Genomic DNA, 16497 nt, shown 5'->3' with positions numbered 1-16497 from the left:
CGCCGAGGTCCGCCGGCCCGAGACCGCCGGCGCTGTGCAGTGAGGGGCGTCCTCCCCGGAGGGCGCCCCTCAGGCGTTCGTGCGGTCCGGTGCACGGCTACGGCTGGGCGGCGCCGCGTTCCCGCAGGTAGACGAGCTGCGCCCGTACGGACAGCTCGGCGGCGGGCCACAGCGACCGGTCGACGTCCGCGTACACGTGCGCGACGACCTCCGGTGCCGTACGGAATCCCCGCTCGACGGCGTTCTCGACCTGGGCGAGGCGGCCCGCGCGGTGCGCGAGGTAGAAGTCGATGACGCCCTGTGCGTCCTCCAGCACGGGCCCGTGCCCCGGCAGCACCGTCGATACCCCGTCGTCGACGGTCAGGGAGCGGAGGCGGCGGAGTGAGTCGAGGTATTCGCCGAGCCGTCCGTCGGGGTGTGCGACGACCGTCGTGCCGCGGCCCAGCACCGTGTCCCCCGTCAGCACGGCCCCCTCGTCGGGCAGGTGGAAGCAGAGCGAGTCCGCGGTGTGCCCGGGGGTGGGCACGACGCGCAGTTCCAGTCCGCCCGTACGTACGACGTCCCCGGCGGCCAGGCCCTCGTCGCCCAGCCGGAGTGCCGGGTCGAGCGCCCGTACGGACGTGCCCGACAGCTCGGCGAAGCGTGCCGCGCCCTCGGCGTGATCGGGGTGGCCGTGCGTGAGAAGGGTGAGGGCCACGCGCTTGCCGAGGCGCTCGGCGGTGGCGAGCACATCGCTCAGATGCACCTCGTCGAGCGGTCCGGGGTCGATGACGACCGCGGAATCGGAGTCCGGTTCGGCGACGATCCAGGTGTTGGTGCCGTCCAGAGTCATCGGGGACGGGTTCGGTGCGAGTACGCAGTGGGCGCGTGCGGTGGCCTGGCCGCCGATGACACCGCCGCGCGGCTGGCCGGGCAAGGATGCGGCGTCCGTCATGCGGGGCTGCTCCCCTCGGGTCCGTCGGTTCCGGTTCCGGTGGTTCCGGTTGCGGGTCCAGGTCCGGTTGCGGGTCCGCCAGTGGTTCCGGTGTCCACACGCTTGGTGAACTCGTCGTATCCCGGCCAGCTCAGCACCACCTGGCCGTCCTCAAGGCGCGCCTGCGCCAGCACCGGCGAAAGGTCGCGACGCGAGCTCGCAGCCAGCGCCTCGGCCGCCGTACGGTACGGCGCGAGCTGGCGCAGCATCGCGATCGTGGGCGGCATCATCAGCATCTCGCCCCTGTCGTAGCCCGCGGCTGCCTCAGCGGGACGGGCCCAGACTGTACGGTCCGCCTCTGTGGACGCGTTGCGTGTGCGCTGGCCCTCGGGCAGCACGGCGACGAAGAACCAGGTGTCGTAGCGGCGCTTCTCGAACTCCGGCGTGATCCAGTGCGCCCAGCCGCCGAGGAGGTCGCTGCGGAGCACAAGCCCACGCTGCTCCAGGAAATCGGCGAACGGGAGTTCGTGTCCGGCGAGGGCCGCGCGGTCGCGCTCCCAGTCCTCGCCGGTCGTGTCGTCGACGACGCTCGCGGCGTCCGGCCCGGCGAGCAGCACACCCGTCTCCTCGAACGTCTCACGCACCGCGGCGCAGACGATCGCCTGGGCTGTCGCCTCGTCCGTACCGAACCGCTCGGCCCATTGCCCGCGGGACGGACCGGCCCAGCCCTCGCCGGGCCTGCGGTCCCCGCCGCCGGCTGTGCCGCGCCCGCGCCAGTGCTCGTCGCGCGGGTCGACGGCGCCGCCCGGGTAGGCGTACGCGCCGCCGGCGAAGGCCATGGACGTACGCCTGCGCAGCAGGTGCACCTCGGGCCCGTCCGCCGCGCCGCCGCCGTCACGCAGCAGCATGACCGTGGCCGCCAGGCGCGGAGTCACCGGCGTGAGCTCACCCGCAGCCAGGGCGCGGATCCGCTCCGGCCATTCCGGCGGATACCACTGACCGTTCGTGGAGGACGACATGGACGGATGCTACGGGCCCCCTCCTCCCGGCGTCGCGGGGTGGGGGCCCGGCCGTCCGGGGGCGGGTCGCCCTCGAGGGCTGCCCTCCGCCGGTCTCTCCGCAGGTCACTCCGCCCAGTCGGCCAGCTCGACCTGGATCTCGACCTCGACCGGCGCGTCCATCGGCAGCACGGCGACGCCGACGGCGCTGCGCGCGTGCACCCCCCTGTCGCCGAAGACCTCACCGAGCAGCTCGCTGGCGCCGTTGATGACGGCGGGCTGAGCGGTGAAGTCCGGAGCGGAGGCGACGAATCCGGTGACCTTGACGACCCGTACGACGCGTTCGAGCCCGCCCGCCGCCGAGCTCACCGCCGCCAGTGCGTTCAGCGCGCACGTACGTGCCAGGTCCTTGGCCTCCTCGGCCGTGACCTCGCCGCCGACCTTGCCCGTGAGCGGCAGCTTGCCCTCGACGAGCGGGACCTGGCCCGCGGTGTAGACGTACCGTCCGCTGCGCACCGCGGGCACGTACGCGCCCGCCGGGGTGGCGACTTCGGGCAGCGTGATGCCGAGTTCGGCGAGCCGGGAGGCGACTTCGCCGCTCACTGCTTCTCCCGCTTGAGGTATGCCACCAGCTGCTCCGAACCGGTCGGGCCGGGGACGACCTGGACGAGCTCCCAGCCGTCCTCTCCCCAGGTGTCGAGGATCTGCTTGGTCGCGTGCACAAGCAGCGGCACTGTCGCGTATTCCCACTTCGTCATGGTGCCGAGCGTAGCCCGTCCACTTGCTGGTTAGGCTCCCGGGAGTGAGCAGGCTGCATGTTGTCACAGGCAAGGGCGGCACCGGCAAGACGACGGTCGCCGCGGCACTCGCGTTGGCCCTGGCCAGTGGAGGGAGGCGCACGCTCCTCGTCGAGGTCGAGGGGCGGCAGGGCATCGCTCAGCTCTTCGAGACGGAACCGCTTCCGTACGAGGAGCGCAAGATCGCCGTCGCGCACGACGGCGGCGAGGTCCACGCGCTCGCCATAGATCCCGAACGGGCGCTGCTGGACTACCTCCAGATGTTCTACAAGCTGGGCAGTGCGGGACGCGCGCTGAAGAAGCTCGGAGCCATCGACTTCGCGACGACCATCGCGCCCGGGCTGCGGGACGTACTGCTGACGGGCAAGGCGTGCGAAGCGGTGCGCCGGCGGGACAAGCAGGAACGGCGGCTGTACGACGCGGTGGTGATGGACGCCCCGCCCACCGGCCGGATCACCCGCTTCCTCGGTGTGAACGAGGAGGTGGCCGGGCTGGCGAAGGTCGGTCCCGTGCACAACCAGGCCCAGGCCGTGATGCGGGTGCTGAAGTCGCCCGAGACGGCGGTGCACTTGGTGACCCTCCTGGAGGAGATGCCCGTCCAGGAGACCGTCGACGGGGTCGCGGAACTGCGCGAGGCGGGACTTCCGGTCGGCGCGGCGCTCGTGAACATGGTGCGGCAGCAACTCCTCGACGAGGAACTGCTGCACCACGCGGGCCGCAGCACCGACGGGGAGCTGGCCTGTGCACTGGCCCGGGCCGGCCTCTCGCGCGCCGACCGGTTCGTGGGGCCGCTTCTCGAGCAGGCGCACGAGCACGCGGAACGGGTGGCGCTGGAGCAGGAGCAGCGCTCCGCGCTGGCGAAGCTGGACATGCCCGTCTACGAACTCGACCTGCTCCCCGAGGGAGTCGAACTCGCCGGGCTGTACCAGCTCGCGGCGGACCTGCGCGAGCAGTTGCCACCACGCCAGGAGACGGCATGACGGACAGCGGAACGGACACCAGGCCGGACGCCGGGAACCCCCTGGCATCCGAGGTGGCGCTGCGCGTCGACCCGTTGATCGACGACCCGGAGACCCGGATCATCGTCTGCTGCGGTGCGGGCGGCGTCGGCAAGACGACGACGGCCGCCGCGATCGGCGTACGGGCGGCCGAGCGCGGGCGCAGGACCGTCGTGCTCACGATCGACCCCGCGCGGCGCCTCGCCCAGTCCATGGGGCTCACCGAACTGGACAACACCCCGAGGCCCGTACCCGGCGTCGACGGGGAGGACGGCGGCGAACTGCACGCCATGATGCTCGACATGAAGCGGACCTTCGACGAGATCGTCGAGGCACACGCGGAACCCGAGCGCGCCCGCGCCATCATGGCCAACCCCTTCTACGAGTCGCTGTCCGCGGGCTTCGCGGGAACGCAGGAGTACATGGCGATGGAGAAGCTGGGTCAGCTCAGCTCCCGCGGGGAGTGGGATCTGATCGTCGTGGACACCCCTCCGTCGCGCTCCGCGCTGGACTTCCTGGACGCGCCGAAGCGGCTGGGCTCCTTCCTGGACGGCCGCTTCATCAAGATGCTCATGGCGCCCGCGAAGGCCGGCGGACGCGCGGGCATGAAGTTCGTGAACCTGGGGATGGCCGGGCTGTCCATGTTCACCGGCGCGCTCAACAAGCTTCTGGGCACCGGCCTGTTGCGGGACGTGCAGACGTTCGTGGCGGCGATGGACACCATGTTCGGCGGCTTCCGTACGCGTGCGGACGCCACCTACCGGCTGCTGCAGGCCCCTGGCACGGCCTTTCTCGTGGTGGCGGCCCCGGAGCGGGACGCGCTGCGCGAGGCCGCCTACTTCGTGGAAAGGCTCGCGGAGGAGCGGATGCCGCTGGCAGGGCTGGTGCTCAACCGCGTGCACGGCAGCGGCGCCTCGTCGGTCGGCGCGGAACGGGCGCTGGCCCTCGCAGAAAATCTTGAAGAGGGCGGCATTGTCGATCGAGGGCCCGGGAAGGGAAACAAGCACGACGCCCACTCCCCCGGGCGCGGCTCACCGGACGAACCGGACTCCACCCTGCGGCCCGAATCCGCAGAGGCGTTGACGGGAAACAACGGGCATACCAGACAGACAGAACAACTCGCCGCTGCGCTGCTCCGGTTGCATGCCGAACGCATGCGGCTGCTCAGCCGCGAGCGGCGCACGCGCGACCGCTTCGCCGCACTCCACCCCGAGGTGCCGGTGACCGAAGTGGACGCGCTGGCAGGCGACGTGCACGACTTGGCGGGGCTGCGCACCATCGGTGAGCTTCTCGCCCGCTGACGGGCACGGACCCTTCACCCGGGCGGACCCCGTGCACGGCGGGAAGCGCCGCGATCACACGACTGCGCTCCCGGCACTCTTGCGGCAGCTGTCCGGGATTCCAGCAGCCCGCTGGGAGCCGGGACTTGAAGCGCCCGGATTCAGGGCGTCACGAACCCGGAGCATCCGCGCAGCAGACGGACAGCCGCGCGACGCACCTCCCGCCCGGAGTCGGCCGACCCGAGCGGTGCGAACGGTGCGTCGCGTCATGTGCGGCATGTCATGCGGAGTGGGAGCCGCAGGGAGCGTGCGGTGAGAGAGACATACCTCGGCGGTGCGTGTACTGCACGACGGACGACGCCGCGTGAGCCCGGACGAGCGGTGGCACTGCCGCCCACCACCGTGCGGCCAGGGGACTCGTGCGGTCGGCGGACTTCGACTTCCGTCCGCCTCACCCGCCGTACCGGATCACGCCTGGGCGTCTCTACCCGGCCGTCGCGTAGTCCTTCACCGCGTTGACGGCGTAGTCCTTCGCCTCCTCGAGGTCCAGAGGCAGAACTCCGCCCGTGTCACGCTCGTACTCCAAGCGTGCGGTCTCAAGCAGGCGGCGCCATGAGGTGACCGTGGGACGGCGGCGCAGCAGCGCCCTCCGCTCCCGCTCGGTCATCCCGCCCCAGACACCGAACTCAACACGGTTGTCCAGAGCGTCGGCCAGGCACTCGGTGCGCACAGGGCACCCGGTGCAGACGGCCTTGGCGCGGTTCTGAGCCGCCCCTTGCACGAACAGTTCATCCGGATCGGTAGTGCGGCAGGCTGCCTGCGCACTCCAGTCGGTTACCCAGCCCATAGCCGGCGCCGTCCTCTCCCGAATCGAGGCTCCCCCACGGCGGCAAGCGGCATATTCGCCGTTGCCAGTTCGAGACGTTACGGAAGGCAGGCAGGGTGCAACACCCCCTGCGGGCCCAATCTTGGATGGCCCGAACGGACTATGTGTGCGCAGCAGATCACCCACCGGAGTGGGCCGGTAACAACCTGGACTCGAATTGAGCTCAACTTGGGCCGACTTGCACCTACTTGAGCCCAAACTGCGCTTTCGCGGAGACACAGAAGTACACGGCGGTGCGGTGGGGAAGAACTTGCCGGACTCTTCACGGCACTTGGCGCTGTTCCGGACAAGACCTCATCACTCACAAAGGTGAGTGGTAGGTCGCGGTGGAGCGAGGCCACAGTGACGGTGTGAGGTTCGCTGTGTCCGCCAGCTTAGGCGAACTGAGGCTCCCCTGTCCGGCGATTGAGAACGTAGGCTGCCGGACATGGTGAAGAAGCGTTCGGGCGGCGGTGAGTCCGCCTTCCAGCAGGGCGCCAAGTTCCTCGGCGTCAGCGTGCTGGCGGGTGCGGTGCTCGCCGGGCTGGCGCTGCCCGCGGCCGGTGGCCTGGGACTCGTCACGAAGAACACCGTCCAGGGCTTCGACGAGCTTCCCGCCAACCTCAAGCGTCCGCCGCTCAGTCAGCGCACCACCATCCTCGACTCCGAGGGCGGTGAGATCGCCAAGGTCTACTCACGGGACCGTACCGTCGTCGGCCTGGACGAGATCTCCCCGTCCATGCGCAAGGCGATCATCGCGATCGAGGACGCGCGCTTCTACAAGCACGGCGCCGTCGACCTCAAGGGCATCCTGCGCGCGCTCAACCGCAACGCCCGCAACGGCGAGGTCGAGGAGGGCGCCTCCTCGCTCACGCAGCAGTACGTGAAGAACGTCTTCGTGGAGGAGGCGGGCGACGACCCGGACAAGGTCGCGCAGGCCACGCAGCAGACCGTCGGCCGGAAGATCAAGGAACTCAAGTACGCGATCCAGGTCGAGGAGAGCCTCGGCAAGAAGAAGATCCTTGAGAACTACCTGAACATCACCTTCTTCGGGCAGCAGGCATACGGAGTCGAGGCCGCGGCCCAGCGGTACTTCTCGAAGTCCGCGGACGACCTCGCACTTGAGGAGTCCGCCCTGCTCGCGGGCATAGTGCAGTCCCCCGCCCGCTACGATCCGGTGCAGCACGAGGAGGCGGCCAAGCAGCGCCGGGACACGGTGCTCTCGCGCATGGAGGCCCTCGGCCACGTCTCCGCGAAGGAGGCCCGCGCGGCGAAGGACAAGCCCCTCGGTCTCGACATGAGCAGACCCCAGAACGGCTGCATCACCGCGTCGAACGGCGCCGGCTTCTTCTGCGACTACGTGCGCGAAGTCTTCCTCAACGACGAGGCGTTCGGCGAGACGCGCAAGGCCCGCTCCAAGCGCTGGAACCAGGGCGGGCTGACGATCAGGACGACACTGGACCCGAAGGCGCAGAAGTCGGTCGAGGCGTCGGTGAAGAAGCACGTGTACAAGTCCGACAGGGTCGCCACGGCGACCTCGATCGTCGAACCGGGCACCGGCCGCATCCTCGGCATGGGCCAGTCGCGCCCGTACGGCTTCGGCAAGAACGAGACGCAGATCAACCTGTCCGTCGACGACGACATGGGCGGCGGCGCCGGCTACCAGCCGGGCTCCACCTTCAAGCCGGTGATCGCCGCGGCGGCGCTGGAACGCGGCATGAGCGTGTACAAGAAGTACCCCGCGCCGTACAAGATGCAGTATCCGTCGCCGGTGCGCACGTGCGGCGGGCAGTGGAGCGGCAGCGCCCCGGTGGAGAACGAGAACCGGAGCGAGGTGGGCCCGTACGAGATGAAGGAGGCCACCGCGAAGTCGGTGAACACCTACTTCGTCTCACTCATCGGCGAGACCGGGATCTGCCCCGTGACGGAGATGGCCGAGAAGATGGGCGTCCAGCGGGCCGACGGCAAGGAGATCGACCAGGTCCCCTCCATCACGCTCGGGACGCAGGAGATGTCGCCGCTGACGATGGCCGAGGGGTATGCCACCTTCGCCAACCGCGGCGTGCACTGCACCCCGGTCGCGGTGGAGTCGATCACCGACGCGCGCGGCAAGAAGCTGCCGGTGCCGAAGACCTCGTGCGAGCGCGCCATGAGCCAGCGGACCGCCGACACCGTCAACTCGCTGCTGCGGGGCGTCGTCGAGGACGGTACGGGCAAGAAGGCCGGCCTGAGCGGGCGCGACAGCGCGGGCAAGACCGGTACGACGGACCAGCGTTACGCGGCATGGTTCGTCGGCTACACCCCGAACATGTCGGGCGCGGTCTGGGTCGGCGACCCCGCGCACAAGACACAGATGACGGACATCACCATCGGCGGCGTACCGCACGACAAGGTCTTCGGCGGTGAAGTGCCCGGCCCCATCTGGCGGGACGCGATGGCGGGCGCGCTGGACGGCGAGCCCGCCCCGCGCTTCAACCTCGTCCCGATCGACGACGACAAGGGCAAGGGCCGGGACAAGCCGAAGCCACCCGACGACGATGACAGCCCCTGGCCGGACATCACCCTGCCGCCCGACTTCATCGGTGGCGGCGGTAACGGGGGTGCGGACTCCGGCGCCACCCTCGGCCAGAACGGCGGCGCGGACGCGGGCGCGCTCGGCGGCGCGGACGCGGGCGCGAACGCCGGTACGGCCAACGGCGGCAACGGGCGGGGCGGAGCCACCGGCGGCAGGTTCGGCGGGACGGGCTTCTGACCGGAGCGGCCGCTACGACCGGAGCGGCCGTGGCGGCCTGAGGGCTGGCGGCGACCGGAACGACCGTAGCGGCCTGAGGGCTCGCAGGGGCCGGAACGTCCGGAGGGCTCGCAGCGACCGGCGCGGTCCGAAGGCCGTCCGAAGGCGGTGAGGTGCGTTCCGGCGCGGTCAGCCCGCCGCCAGCCGCTTCTTGACCGCCGCGGCGACGCGGCCGCCCTCGGCCCTTCCCTGCACCTTCGGGTTGACGATCTTCATCACGGCACCCATCGCGCGAGGGCCCTCCGCCCCCTGGGCCTGCGCGTCCGCGACGGCCTCGCCGACGAGCGCGTCCAGTTCCTCGTCCGTCAGCTGCTGTGGCAGGTAGTCGGCGAGCACCTCGCCCTCGGCACGCTCCCGTTCGGCCTGCTCGCCGCGGCCGCCGCCGGCGAACGCCTCCGCTGCCTCGCGGCGCTTCTTCGCCTCCCGCGTGATCACCTTCTGCACCTCGTCGTCCGTCAGTTCGCGGGCCGACTTGCCGGAGACCTCCTCCGTGGTGATCGCGGCGAGAGTCATGCGGAGGGTGGCGGAGCGCAACTCGTCACGCTCCTTGATCGCTGCGGTCAGGTCGTCCTGCAGCCGGGACTTGAGCGTAGTCATAGCGTTTTCGTGTCCTCCAGAGAATCCGGTGCCCATCATCTCGTACGCGCCAGGGGCGGCGCCGCATCGGTGGGTGCATCAGCGGGCACGGAGTGCGAGGGGAACGCCGGGTCTGCGACGATGGGCTCATGCGCGCGCGATACGGACTCCCGCTCACCCTGACGGCTCTCGGCGCGGCCTGCGTGGGCTATTCGACGCTCATCGAGCCCCGGTCCTTCCGCCTGCGACGGGTGACGGTCCCCGTGCTTCCGCCCGGCATGCAGCCGCTGCGCGCCCTGCAGATCTCGGACGTCCACATGGTGAGCGGGCAGCGCAAGAAGCAGCGCTGGCTCCGGTCGCTCGCCGGTCTGCGCCCAGATTTCGTGATCAACACGGGCGACAACCTCTCGGACCCCGAAGCCGTGCCCGAAGTGCTGGACGCGCTCGGTCCGCTCATGGACTTTCCCGGCGCCTACGTCTTCGGCTCCAACGACTACTACGGACCGAAGCTGCGCAACCCCGCCCGCTATCTGATCGAGAAGGCCAGCGGCCGGCACGGCCTCAACGGGAACGCGCCGGCCGTCGGCGCCGTCCACAACCCGTGGGAGGGCCTGCGTGACGCCTTCGACGCGGCAGGCTGGGTCGGCCTGAGCAACACCCGCGGCCGGCTCAAGCTGGAGGGCGGCCAGGAGATCGCCCTGACCGGCCTGGACGACCCGCACATCAAGCGGGACCGCTACAGCGCCGTCATCGGAGGCCCTGAGCGGGACGCCGACCTGGCACTCGCCCTCGTCCACGCCCCGTACCTGCGCTCCCTGGACGCCTTCAGCGCCGACGGCTATCCGCTGATCCTCGCCGGGCACACCCACGGGGGGCAGCTGTGCGTCCCCTTCTACGGGGCTCTCGTCACCAACTGCGACCTGGACACGGACCGCGTCAAGGGCCTCTCCAGCCACCTCGCCGGCGGCAACCGCTCCTACCTCCACGTCTCGGCAGGCTGCGGCGCCAACCGCTACACGCCGGTGCGCTTCGCATGCCCGCCGGAGGCGACGCTGCTGACGCTCACCGCCCGCGACTAGGCGGCGACGCGGGAGCTGTCCCGGTCCCGCGCTGCGAGGCGAGGCGTGGCCCGGCGTCGTACGAGTGGTCGCCCGCAAGGCCGACGGCCGCGACGGGCCGGCAGGCCCCGCCGCAGCCGGACGGCCACCCTGCTCGGGGCGGCCTGTCCCCCGGAATCCGGATTTCACCTCAGCCCCCGGCTGGGCTAGAGTGGTGCGCGTTGCATCGGGGTGTGGCGCAGCTTGGCAGCGCGCTTCGTTCGGGACGAAGAGGTCGTGGGTTCAAATCCCGCCACCCCGACCAGATGAAACGCAGGTCAGCCCCGCCTACTTCCGGAAGTAGGCGGGGCTCACTCTTTGTGCATGGCCGTCTGCGTGACCACGGTTCCGGTCCGCCCGAGTGGTGGCCGCTGTCAGCGGCGGTCGAGTATCGCTGCCTCGATGCGCAGTCCTGTCCCGACGACGGCGAGAGCCAGTACGGCAGGAGTGACCCAGTCATGGGCACCCGTGGTGAGCGTGTCCAGGACGAGGGTCAGAAGAGCGACGGCGAGGGCAGCGTTGCCCGCTGCCCTCGCCGCATTTCCACGGTCAGTCACGGCCTACAGCCTGCCAGCCTTCACCTGTTCAGGAGGCGGGGTTGTTGTAGAAGACCTTGGGCGACTTCTGCATGGTGTCCCCGCCGCTGCCGTTGTAGGACAGCGTCATGACACCGATGCTGATGGAGGCGCCCCAGCCGCCACTGCCGTCCTGATTGTGCTCGTAGTGGTACGAGGCGGCCATCTTGTCGTTGTTGTCGCAGTTGTAGCCGACACGGCGCAGGTGGAGCAGGTGCGTGCCGTGGTCCGCCTTCATCGCGAACCCCTGTACGCGGTCCCGGATGTTCCAGATGTTCGAAGTGGGGCTCGAAGAGTGCCGCCACATCTGGTCGTAGGGCTCGTTCTGCCAGTCCGCGGCAAGGAGATTGTCCCCGTCGTTCTCCCAGCACTTCTTGTCGACCTCGTCGAGGGCGATGCCTGACGCGTCGTCGGGTGCGGAGCCGTTGACGAAATCGTCGCGGAAGTTCCAGTGACCCGAGGCGGTCCACCACTCCCCGTACTGATCCTGGGTGTGGTACCAGGAGCCGGATACCTGGAAGGCGTCACTGGGGACGTCCTTGGTGGAGACATCGCCGTCCCCGTGGGCGTTCTCCGCCTTGGCATATGCCTTCTGGACCTGGGAGGCGGTGGCGTTCTCCATGCCGACGGCGGGAACGTTGAAGCGCAACGAGTCCCCACCCGCCTTCTTCACCGCCTTCTCAAGAGCCAGATAGTCACCGGGACGCTCTTGCCAGGACTCGGCGTAAGCCTTCGCGGCTCGGTCCTTGGCCGTGACAGGCGCCTTGCCGGACGCGGCGTTCGCTGCTCCGGTCAGGCTGAGAGGTATTAACGCCGCTGCGGTGGCCGCAGCCACCAAGGTGCTCTTCCTGTGACGCACGTCGACTCCTTCGTCGCCCCCCGTTGGGCGCATTGAGGATGGAAGTCCAGTTTTGAACTGGATCGGTTGGAGTCTTGCATGCGCGTAACTTGATCGGGTTGTGGCGGAACAAGCATCACAGTTCTCTTTCAACTGAATGGTCCGGTTCCAGTCGCGCACGGTGGAACGCTTGATGCTCATGAATCCAATGAGGAAGGAGGGGAGTTGGCTGCGCACCTCGTCGGTGACACCGAACGGGCCCGCACCCGGGTTCGGGTGCGGGCCCTGTCAGTGCCGTGGGTGCCGCTCAGTCAGCCCGGCACAGCGCGCCGTGGTCACCGCCAGCTGGCGACGCGCTCGCCGATCGAGTCGAAGTTGGGCACACCGGTGGCGGGGTTGATGGTCTGCCCGCCCCCTGTGCAGTCGGCACCGCTGTAGAACGTGTAGACGTCGCGGGAGTTGTTGTAGACCGAGTACGCGATGAGGGGCGTCGCCCCGCACACGGGCAGGTTGGCCGGATTCACGTTCTGCGGCGTCCCCGTGTAGTCCTTGCCCGGATAGAAGCAGACGTGCTCTGCGGGACAGGTCGCCTGAGCCCGGGCCTCCGCAGCACTCGCCGGCCGCTGATCGCCGGCGGTGGCGGCGGTCCCGGAGGCGGTCACGATTCCGGTGGCGAGCAGCAGCGTGGCGGCTGCGGCTTTTGCCTTGCGCATTGGTTTTCTCCCCGTGGTGAAGGAACTCGAACAGTGCTCGCGGGGAAGCCAGGAAGCGCCCCCGCATTCACGATGCTGGCGTCGCGGCATGTCCCGTCTCAAGGGAAGACCGATTCGGTACGCGCCTTCATTGACAAGCCGTTGGTTATCAGTCGGGCGGGCGTGGTTGTTCACAGACGTGACGGTCAAGTCGCCCTGCACACACGTTGGTTGCCCGTGATTTCCCTGTTCGGGGGCTTGTCGATTGATAGCATGCTCCTGAATGACCAGGGGGACGGCGCGCATGGCAGGCCATCAGAATGCGCCCACGGCACAGCAGCTCAACTTCTTCCTCACGCTCACCGAAGAGCTCCACTTCGGCCGCTCCGCTCAGCGCAGCTACACATCACAGGCGGCGTTCTCACAGCAGATCGCCGCTCTCGAGCGTCGCCTCGGCCTACGGCTCGTCGACCGCACCACCCGGCGTGTGGACCTCACCCCCGCCGGCACGGCCCTCATCCCCCACGCCCAGGCCGTGGTCGCCGCCCACGACAGCCTGCACGACGCGGCACGCCGGCTCCACGCCCCCGCCGGCCGGCTCACCATCGGCTCATTCGGAGCCGTCACGACCCTGGCGCCCATCCCGGCCGTCCTGGAGGAGCTGCGTCGCAGCGTGCCCGGCCTCGACATCCGGGTCCGTCGCCACGATTTCGCCGAGTCCCCCCGCGCCCTGCTCGACGAGGATGTCGACGCCGCCTTCCTCTTCCAGCCCGTGCCTCCCGACGTCCAGACCCTCCCCCTGGTCACGGGTTGCCGCTGCGCCGCTCTGGCAAGCACCGACCCTCTCGCCGAGCGCGACGCGTTGACCCTCGCCGACCTGAGGCACCGCCCCGTCATCGGCTGGTCCCCAGCCATCCCCAAGAACTGGCGTGACTTCTGGGCGGCCGACCCCCGTCCCGACGGCACACCCGTGTGCTACACCGCCCACGAAGTCGCCGACTACGAAGACGCCCTCGCCGTCATCGCCCTGGGCGAGGGCATCCAGCTACCCCCCGTCTCCGCCGGCACTCTCTATCCTCGCCCCGGCATCACGTACGTCGACGTCAAGGACCTCCCACCGTGGACGGCAGTCCTGGCCTGGCTCCCCAAGAACCGCGACAAGCCCCTGGTCTCGGCCCTCCGGTCCACCGCCGGCCATGCCCTGGAGAACGGCCCCCTCCGGTACGGCTGTTCATAGAGACCACGGGGAACCACGGTCGTCGGCCGAGAGCAGCGCATGCAACAGCCCCCGGCCGACTTGCCTGGTCGGGGGCCGAGTTGCCGGTGATCCGCCGTTACCGGCGCCGCTCCTGGGAGTACGCCACGGTCACATGGAAGCCGCGGTCCGCCAGCACTCCTTCGGAGTTGTACGTCTGAATGAACAGGCAGTTGTCGGTGCCGATCCGGCCCACGACGGTGATCTCACCGGGAGCCGAAGTGCCGACGTTCCCGGGGAGCCCGATGCTTGCGACGTAGGTGCCCTTGTTGACCGGCACGTCGAAGCAGACCTGGTACGTGCCCGTGGACGTACCGACCCTGGTGGCTGACGCGGCTCCGAAACTCTGCCTCTTCACGAGGTTCCCCTCGGAATTCACGACGGCCCGCACGATCTTCTGCTGCTTCTTCTTTTCGTGCTCGCCGAGCCCCTTGGCGGGTGTTTTGGCGACATTCGAGGCACTCGTGTTCGGGGGAACCGGCTTGTCGGCGGGAATGCTGCTGTGGGCGACCGCGGGCGACGCGATGAGAACGCCGACGATCACGGTTCCGGCCATCACGGAAACACCTCTCGCGGCCCAAGTGATGCGCTTGGACCGCCCATTGCGTCGTGGAGTCCTGACCTCAAGTCCCATTCCTTCGCTCCTGTTCTGTGCGTGTGAATGCCACCCAGAAAAGGCAGTCCGGCCTTTCCGGACTGCCTCCGTCGCGAACCTCATGCATGGAAATCCCGGGGGTACAGATCTCTTGGGAATCATGCGGGATTGGTGAAACCCTCAAATCGATGGACGCAACTGCCCGTTTCGAATCGACAATTCCACGGGCGGCGTATTCGATACCATAAAAATCTGAATAATCACCCGCGCGGGCCATTGAAGTGCTCCGGATGGCCAGCGCGACCGGCTGTCCGAAGCCCGGATGCGCGCATGACTCAACGGCGCAGCAGCCCCCGCTCCAGGGCGACCACCACGGCATGCGTCCTGTCGTTGACGTCCAACTTGGCGAACAGCCGCAGCAGATGAGTCTTGACGGTGGCCTCCGCGATCACCAGCCGCGTCCCGATCTCCGCGTTCGTCAGCCCGTCGGCCACCGCGCTCAGCACGTCGGACTCGCGTGCCGTCAGCGGAACGTGGGCGGGCTGCCGCATCCGGGCCACGAGCTTCTCGGCGACCCGCGGCGCCAGTACGGTCTCCCCGCGCGACGCCGCGTGGATCGCGTCGACGAGCTGGTCCCGGCTCGTGTCCTTGAGCAGGTAGCCGATGGCGCCGGCCTCGACGCCGCGTTCGATCTCGGCGTCGGTGTCGTACGTCGTGAGGATCAGCACCCGGGTCCGCGGATGCGTGGCGGCGATCCGGGTGGTGGTCTCGACCCCGTCGAGGACAGGCATCCGCAGGTCGATCAGGGCCACATCGGGTGTGTGGCGGTCGACGAGTTCGAGGGCGGCCACGCCGTTCTCCGCTTCGCCGACGATCTCGATCGTGGGTTCCGAGGCGAGCAGTGCGACGACCCCCGCACGCATCACCGTGTGGTCGTCCACCACGATGATGCGAATCTTCTCGCCGTTCAGGCCGGTGGTTGCGCCGCTGGTCATCCGGGGGTCCCGTTCTCCGTGGGAATCATGGCCAGGACGCGTGTGCCGTCGCCCACCGAGCTGGTGACGGTGAGCCGGCCGCCCAGTTCGGCGAGGCGTTTGCGCATGCCGTCGAGGCCGAAGCCCTGCGACTCACCGACCGCGAAGCCGGTGCCGTCGTCGGTGATCTCCAGTTCCAGCCCGAAGGGCCGGCGCATGAGGACGGCGCTCACGGTGGAGGCAGCGGCGTGCTTGCGAACGTTGGCCAGCGACTCCTGCGTGCAGCGCAGCAGGGCGATCCTGGTGGGCTGGTCGCACTCGGTGTCTGCCAGATCGGCGAGAACCGTGAGCCCGGTGTCCTCCGCGAACCGGTCGAGGGTCCTTCGCAGCGTCTCGTCCACAGAGCCTACGGCCGTACTGTTCTGCTGGGCGGAGCCGACGAGTTCGCGTGCCTCGGCGAGGTTCTCCCGTGCGGTGCTCTCGATCGAACGCAGCTGCTGCGCGCTACGGCCCGTGTCCGTCTCCAGTCCTTCCCGTGCTGCTTCGGCGAGCACGATGATGGACGCGAACCCCTGCGCGAGCGTGTCGTGGATCTCGCGTGCCATGCGTTCGCGTTCATCGGCGGCGCCCTGGAGCTGGTGTGCCTCCGACAGTTGGAGCTGTGCCTGTTCCAATTCCTCGATCAGACGGGCCCGTTCACCGCTCTGCGCGACAACGGCATGCACCCACAGCCCCATCAGGACACCGGCGGCGACCACCACCAGCGTGGAGACGAGAGTGGACCCGAGGAACTCCGGACTCCAGCCCTGCCGTTGGAGAGTGCCGGTCAGCGTACCGAGGGTGGCCAGCCCGATGAAGCCCATCGAGGCCCGCACGGTCCTGCCGAACAGCCAGAAGTGCGGCAGGGTCACGATGAACAGCGCCGCATAGCCGCTGCGCAGGTACGAGATCGCGCCCAGGCCCAGCACGAGCACCCACAGATACGTGTGCGGGCGCACGACCGGGTTGCCCGGGAACCGGTCCAGGACGAGTAGCAGAGGACCACGCAGCCCAGCACCGCCATCGCCCAGTGCTTCTCACCGCCGGGGTGGTCCATCACCGCGACTCCGACGAACATCGCTCCGAACAGCACCCAGCACACCGCGTTCCACTGGCGGAGCGCCTTGGTCCAGAACGGGTCCGCGGAATGGCCGAGAGCTCCGCCGCCCAAGGAGTTCTCACGGCTGCCGGCCCTCGTCCATGTCTTCATGGCA

Annotated in this window: 16 protein-coding genes, 1 tRNA gene and 1 pseudogene; 6 read left to right on the top strand and 12 right to left on the bottom strand. The window is 69.3% G+C overall.

Annotated features, from left to right (window positions below; genetic code table 11):
* Positions 1 to 97 precede the first annotated feature (97 nt).
* The 4 genes from AN215_RS13790 to sp36 all read right to left on the bottom strand — a co-directional run bounded on the left by AN215_RS13790 (position 98) and on the right by sp36 (position 2669).
* Positions 98 to 934, bottom strand: coding sequence for an MBL fold metallo-hydrolase (locus tag AN215_RS13790; protein WP_070009374.1), 837 nt, complete (start codon positions 932 to 934; stop codon positions 98 to 100).
* Entirely contained in the window at positions 931 to 1932 is a 1002-nt protein-coding gene (locus tag AN215_RS13785) for an NUDIX hydrolase (protein ID WP_245694434.1), read from the bottom strand. The genes AN215_RS13790 and AN215_RS13785 overlap by 4 nt, the downstream gene beginning before the upstream one ends.
* 105 nt (positions 1933 to 2037) lie before the next feature.
* A complete protein-coding gene (locus AN215_RS13780) occupies positions 2038 to 2514 on the bottom strand; it encodes a RidA family protein (protein ID WP_070009373.1) in 477 nt (158 codons plus the stop codon).
* On the bottom strand, positions 2511 to 2669 hold the full coding sequence (gene sp36 / locus AN215_RS29225; RefSeq protein WP_107374329.1) for a Sp36 family protein: 159 nt from the start codon (positions 2667 to 2669) through the stop codon (positions 2511 to 2513). The genes AN215_RS13780 and sp36 overlap by 4 nt, the downstream gene beginning before the upstream one ends.
* Before the next feature lie 44 nt (positions 2670 to 2713).
* On the opposite strand from sp36, the gene bagA reads away from it, so the two are divergent.
* Both bagA and bagB read left to right on the top strand, forming a co-directional pair.
* Entirely contained in the window at positions 2714 to 3688 is a 975-nt protein-coding gene (bagA, locus tag AN215_RS13775; protein WP_070009372.1) for an ATPase BagA, read from the top strand.
* Positions 3685 to 5007 (top strand): ATPase BagB, encoded by a 1323-nt coding sequence (bagB, locus tag AN215_RS13770; RefSeq protein WP_070009371.1) that lies wholly within the window; start codon positions 3685 to 3687, stop codon positions 5005 to 5007. Before bagA ends, bagB begins: the two co-directional genes overlap by 4 nt.
* 463 nt (positions 5008 to 5470) lie before the next feature.
* Here the strand turns inward: bagB and AN215_RS13765 are convergent, their stop codons facing one another.
* Positions 5471 to 5833, bottom strand: coding sequence for a WhiB family transcriptional regulator (locus tag AN215_RS13765; protein ID WP_070009370.1), 363 nt, complete (start codon positions 5831 to 5833; stop codon positions 5471 to 5473).
* Between the two features lie 466 nt (positions 5834 to 6299).
* On the opposite strand from AN215_RS13765, the gene AN215_RS13760 reads away from it, so the two are divergent.
* Positions 6300 to 8603 carry a transglycosylase domain-containing protein gene (locus AN215_RS13760; RefSeq protein WP_070009369.1) on the top strand — a complete coding sequence of 768 codons (2304 nt, stop codon included), beginning with the start codon at positions 6300 to 6302 and terminating at the stop codon, positions 8601 to 8603.
* A 168-nt stretch (positions 8604 to 8771) separates the two neighbouring features.
* Here AN215_RS13760 and AN215_RS13755 read toward each other — a convergent pair whose 3' ends face one another.
* Positions 8772 to 9239, bottom strand: coding sequence for a GatB/YqeY domain-containing protein (locus AN215_RS13755; RefSeq protein ID WP_070009368.1), 468 nt, complete (start codon positions 9237 to 9239; stop codon positions 8772 to 8774).
* Between the two features lie 128 nt (positions 9240 to 9367).
* Here AN215_RS13755 and AN215_RS13750 point away from each other — a divergent pair, with 128 nt between their 5' ends.
* Positions 9368 to 10297, top strand: a complete 930-nt coding sequence (locus AN215_RS13750; protein ID WP_070009367.1) for a metallophosphoesterase — start codon at positions 9368 to 9370, stop codon at positions 10295 to 10297.
* Positions 10298 to 10503: 206 nt separating this feature from the next.
* Positions 10504 to 10580, top strand: a tRNA-Pro gene (locus tag AN215_RS13745).
* A gap of 109 nt (positions 10581 to 10689) precedes the next feature.
* Here AN215_RS13745 and AN215_RS13740 read toward each other — a convergent pair.
* The 3 genes from AN215_RS13740 to AN215_RS29850 all read right to left on the bottom strand — a co-directional run bounded on the left by AN215_RS13740 (position 10690) and on the right by AN215_RS29850 (position 12441).
* Positions 10690 to 10872 (bottom strand): hypothetical protein, encoded by a 183-nt coding sequence (locus AN215_RS13740; RefSeq protein ID WP_070009366.1) that lies wholly within the window; start codon positions 10870 to 10872, stop codon positions 10690 to 10692.
* Positions 10873 to 10900: 28 nt separating this feature from the next.
* A complete protein-coding gene (locus AN215_RS29220; RefSeq protein WP_070009365.1) occupies positions 10901 to 11749 on the bottom strand; it encodes a hypothetical protein in 849 nt (282 codons plus the stop codon).
* Positions 11750 to 12063: 314 nt separating this feature from the next.
* Positions 12064 to 12441 carry a peptidase inhibitor family I36 protein gene (locus AN215_RS29850; RefSeq protein ID WP_070009364.1) on the bottom strand — a complete coding sequence of 126 codons (378 nt, stop codon included), beginning with the start codon at positions 12439 to 12441 and terminating at the stop codon, positions 12064 to 12066.
* Positions 12442 to 12703: 262 nt separating this feature from the next.
* Here AN215_RS29850 and AN215_RS13725 point away from each other — a divergent pair, with 262 nt between their 5' ends.
* Complete coding sequence (locus AN215_RS13725; protein WP_070009363.1) at positions 12704 to 13657, top strand: LysR family transcriptional regulator; 954 nt, start codon at positions 12704 to 12706, stop codon at positions 13655 to 13657.
* A gap of 97 nt (positions 13658 to 13754) precedes the next feature.
* Here AN215_RS13725 and AN215_RS13720 read toward each other — a convergent pair whose 3' ends face one another.
* From AN215_RS13720 to AN215_RS13710, 3 genes and pseudogenes are all read right to left on the bottom strand, one after another.
* Entirely contained in the window at positions 13755 to 14231 is a 477-nt protein-coding gene (locus AN215_RS13720) for a hypothetical protein (protein WP_070009362.1), read from the bottom strand.
* 374 nt (positions 14232 to 14605) lie between these two features.
* Positions 14606 to 15265 carry a response regulator gene (locus tag AN215_RS13715; RefSeq protein WP_171904184.1) on the bottom strand — a complete coding sequence of 220 codons (660 nt, stop codon included), beginning with the start codon at positions 15263 to 15265 and terminating at the stop codon, positions 14606 to 14608.
* A pseudogene (locus AN215_RS13710) lies at positions 15262 to 16493 on the bottom strand (sensor histidine kinase). Before AN215_RS13710 ends, AN215_RS13715 begins: the two are co-directional and overlap by 4 nt.
* Between the last annotated feature and the right edge of the window lie 4 nt (positions 16494 to 16497).

The sequence above is a fragment of the Streptomyces abyssalis genome, from assembly GCF_001751365.1.
Lineage (GTDB): Bacteria > Actinomycetota > Actinomycetes > Streptomycetales > Streptomycetaceae > Streptomyces > Streptomyces abyssalis.
Note: the sequence above shows the minus strand (reverse complement) of the source record. Positions and strands in the feature narration are given on the sequence as shown.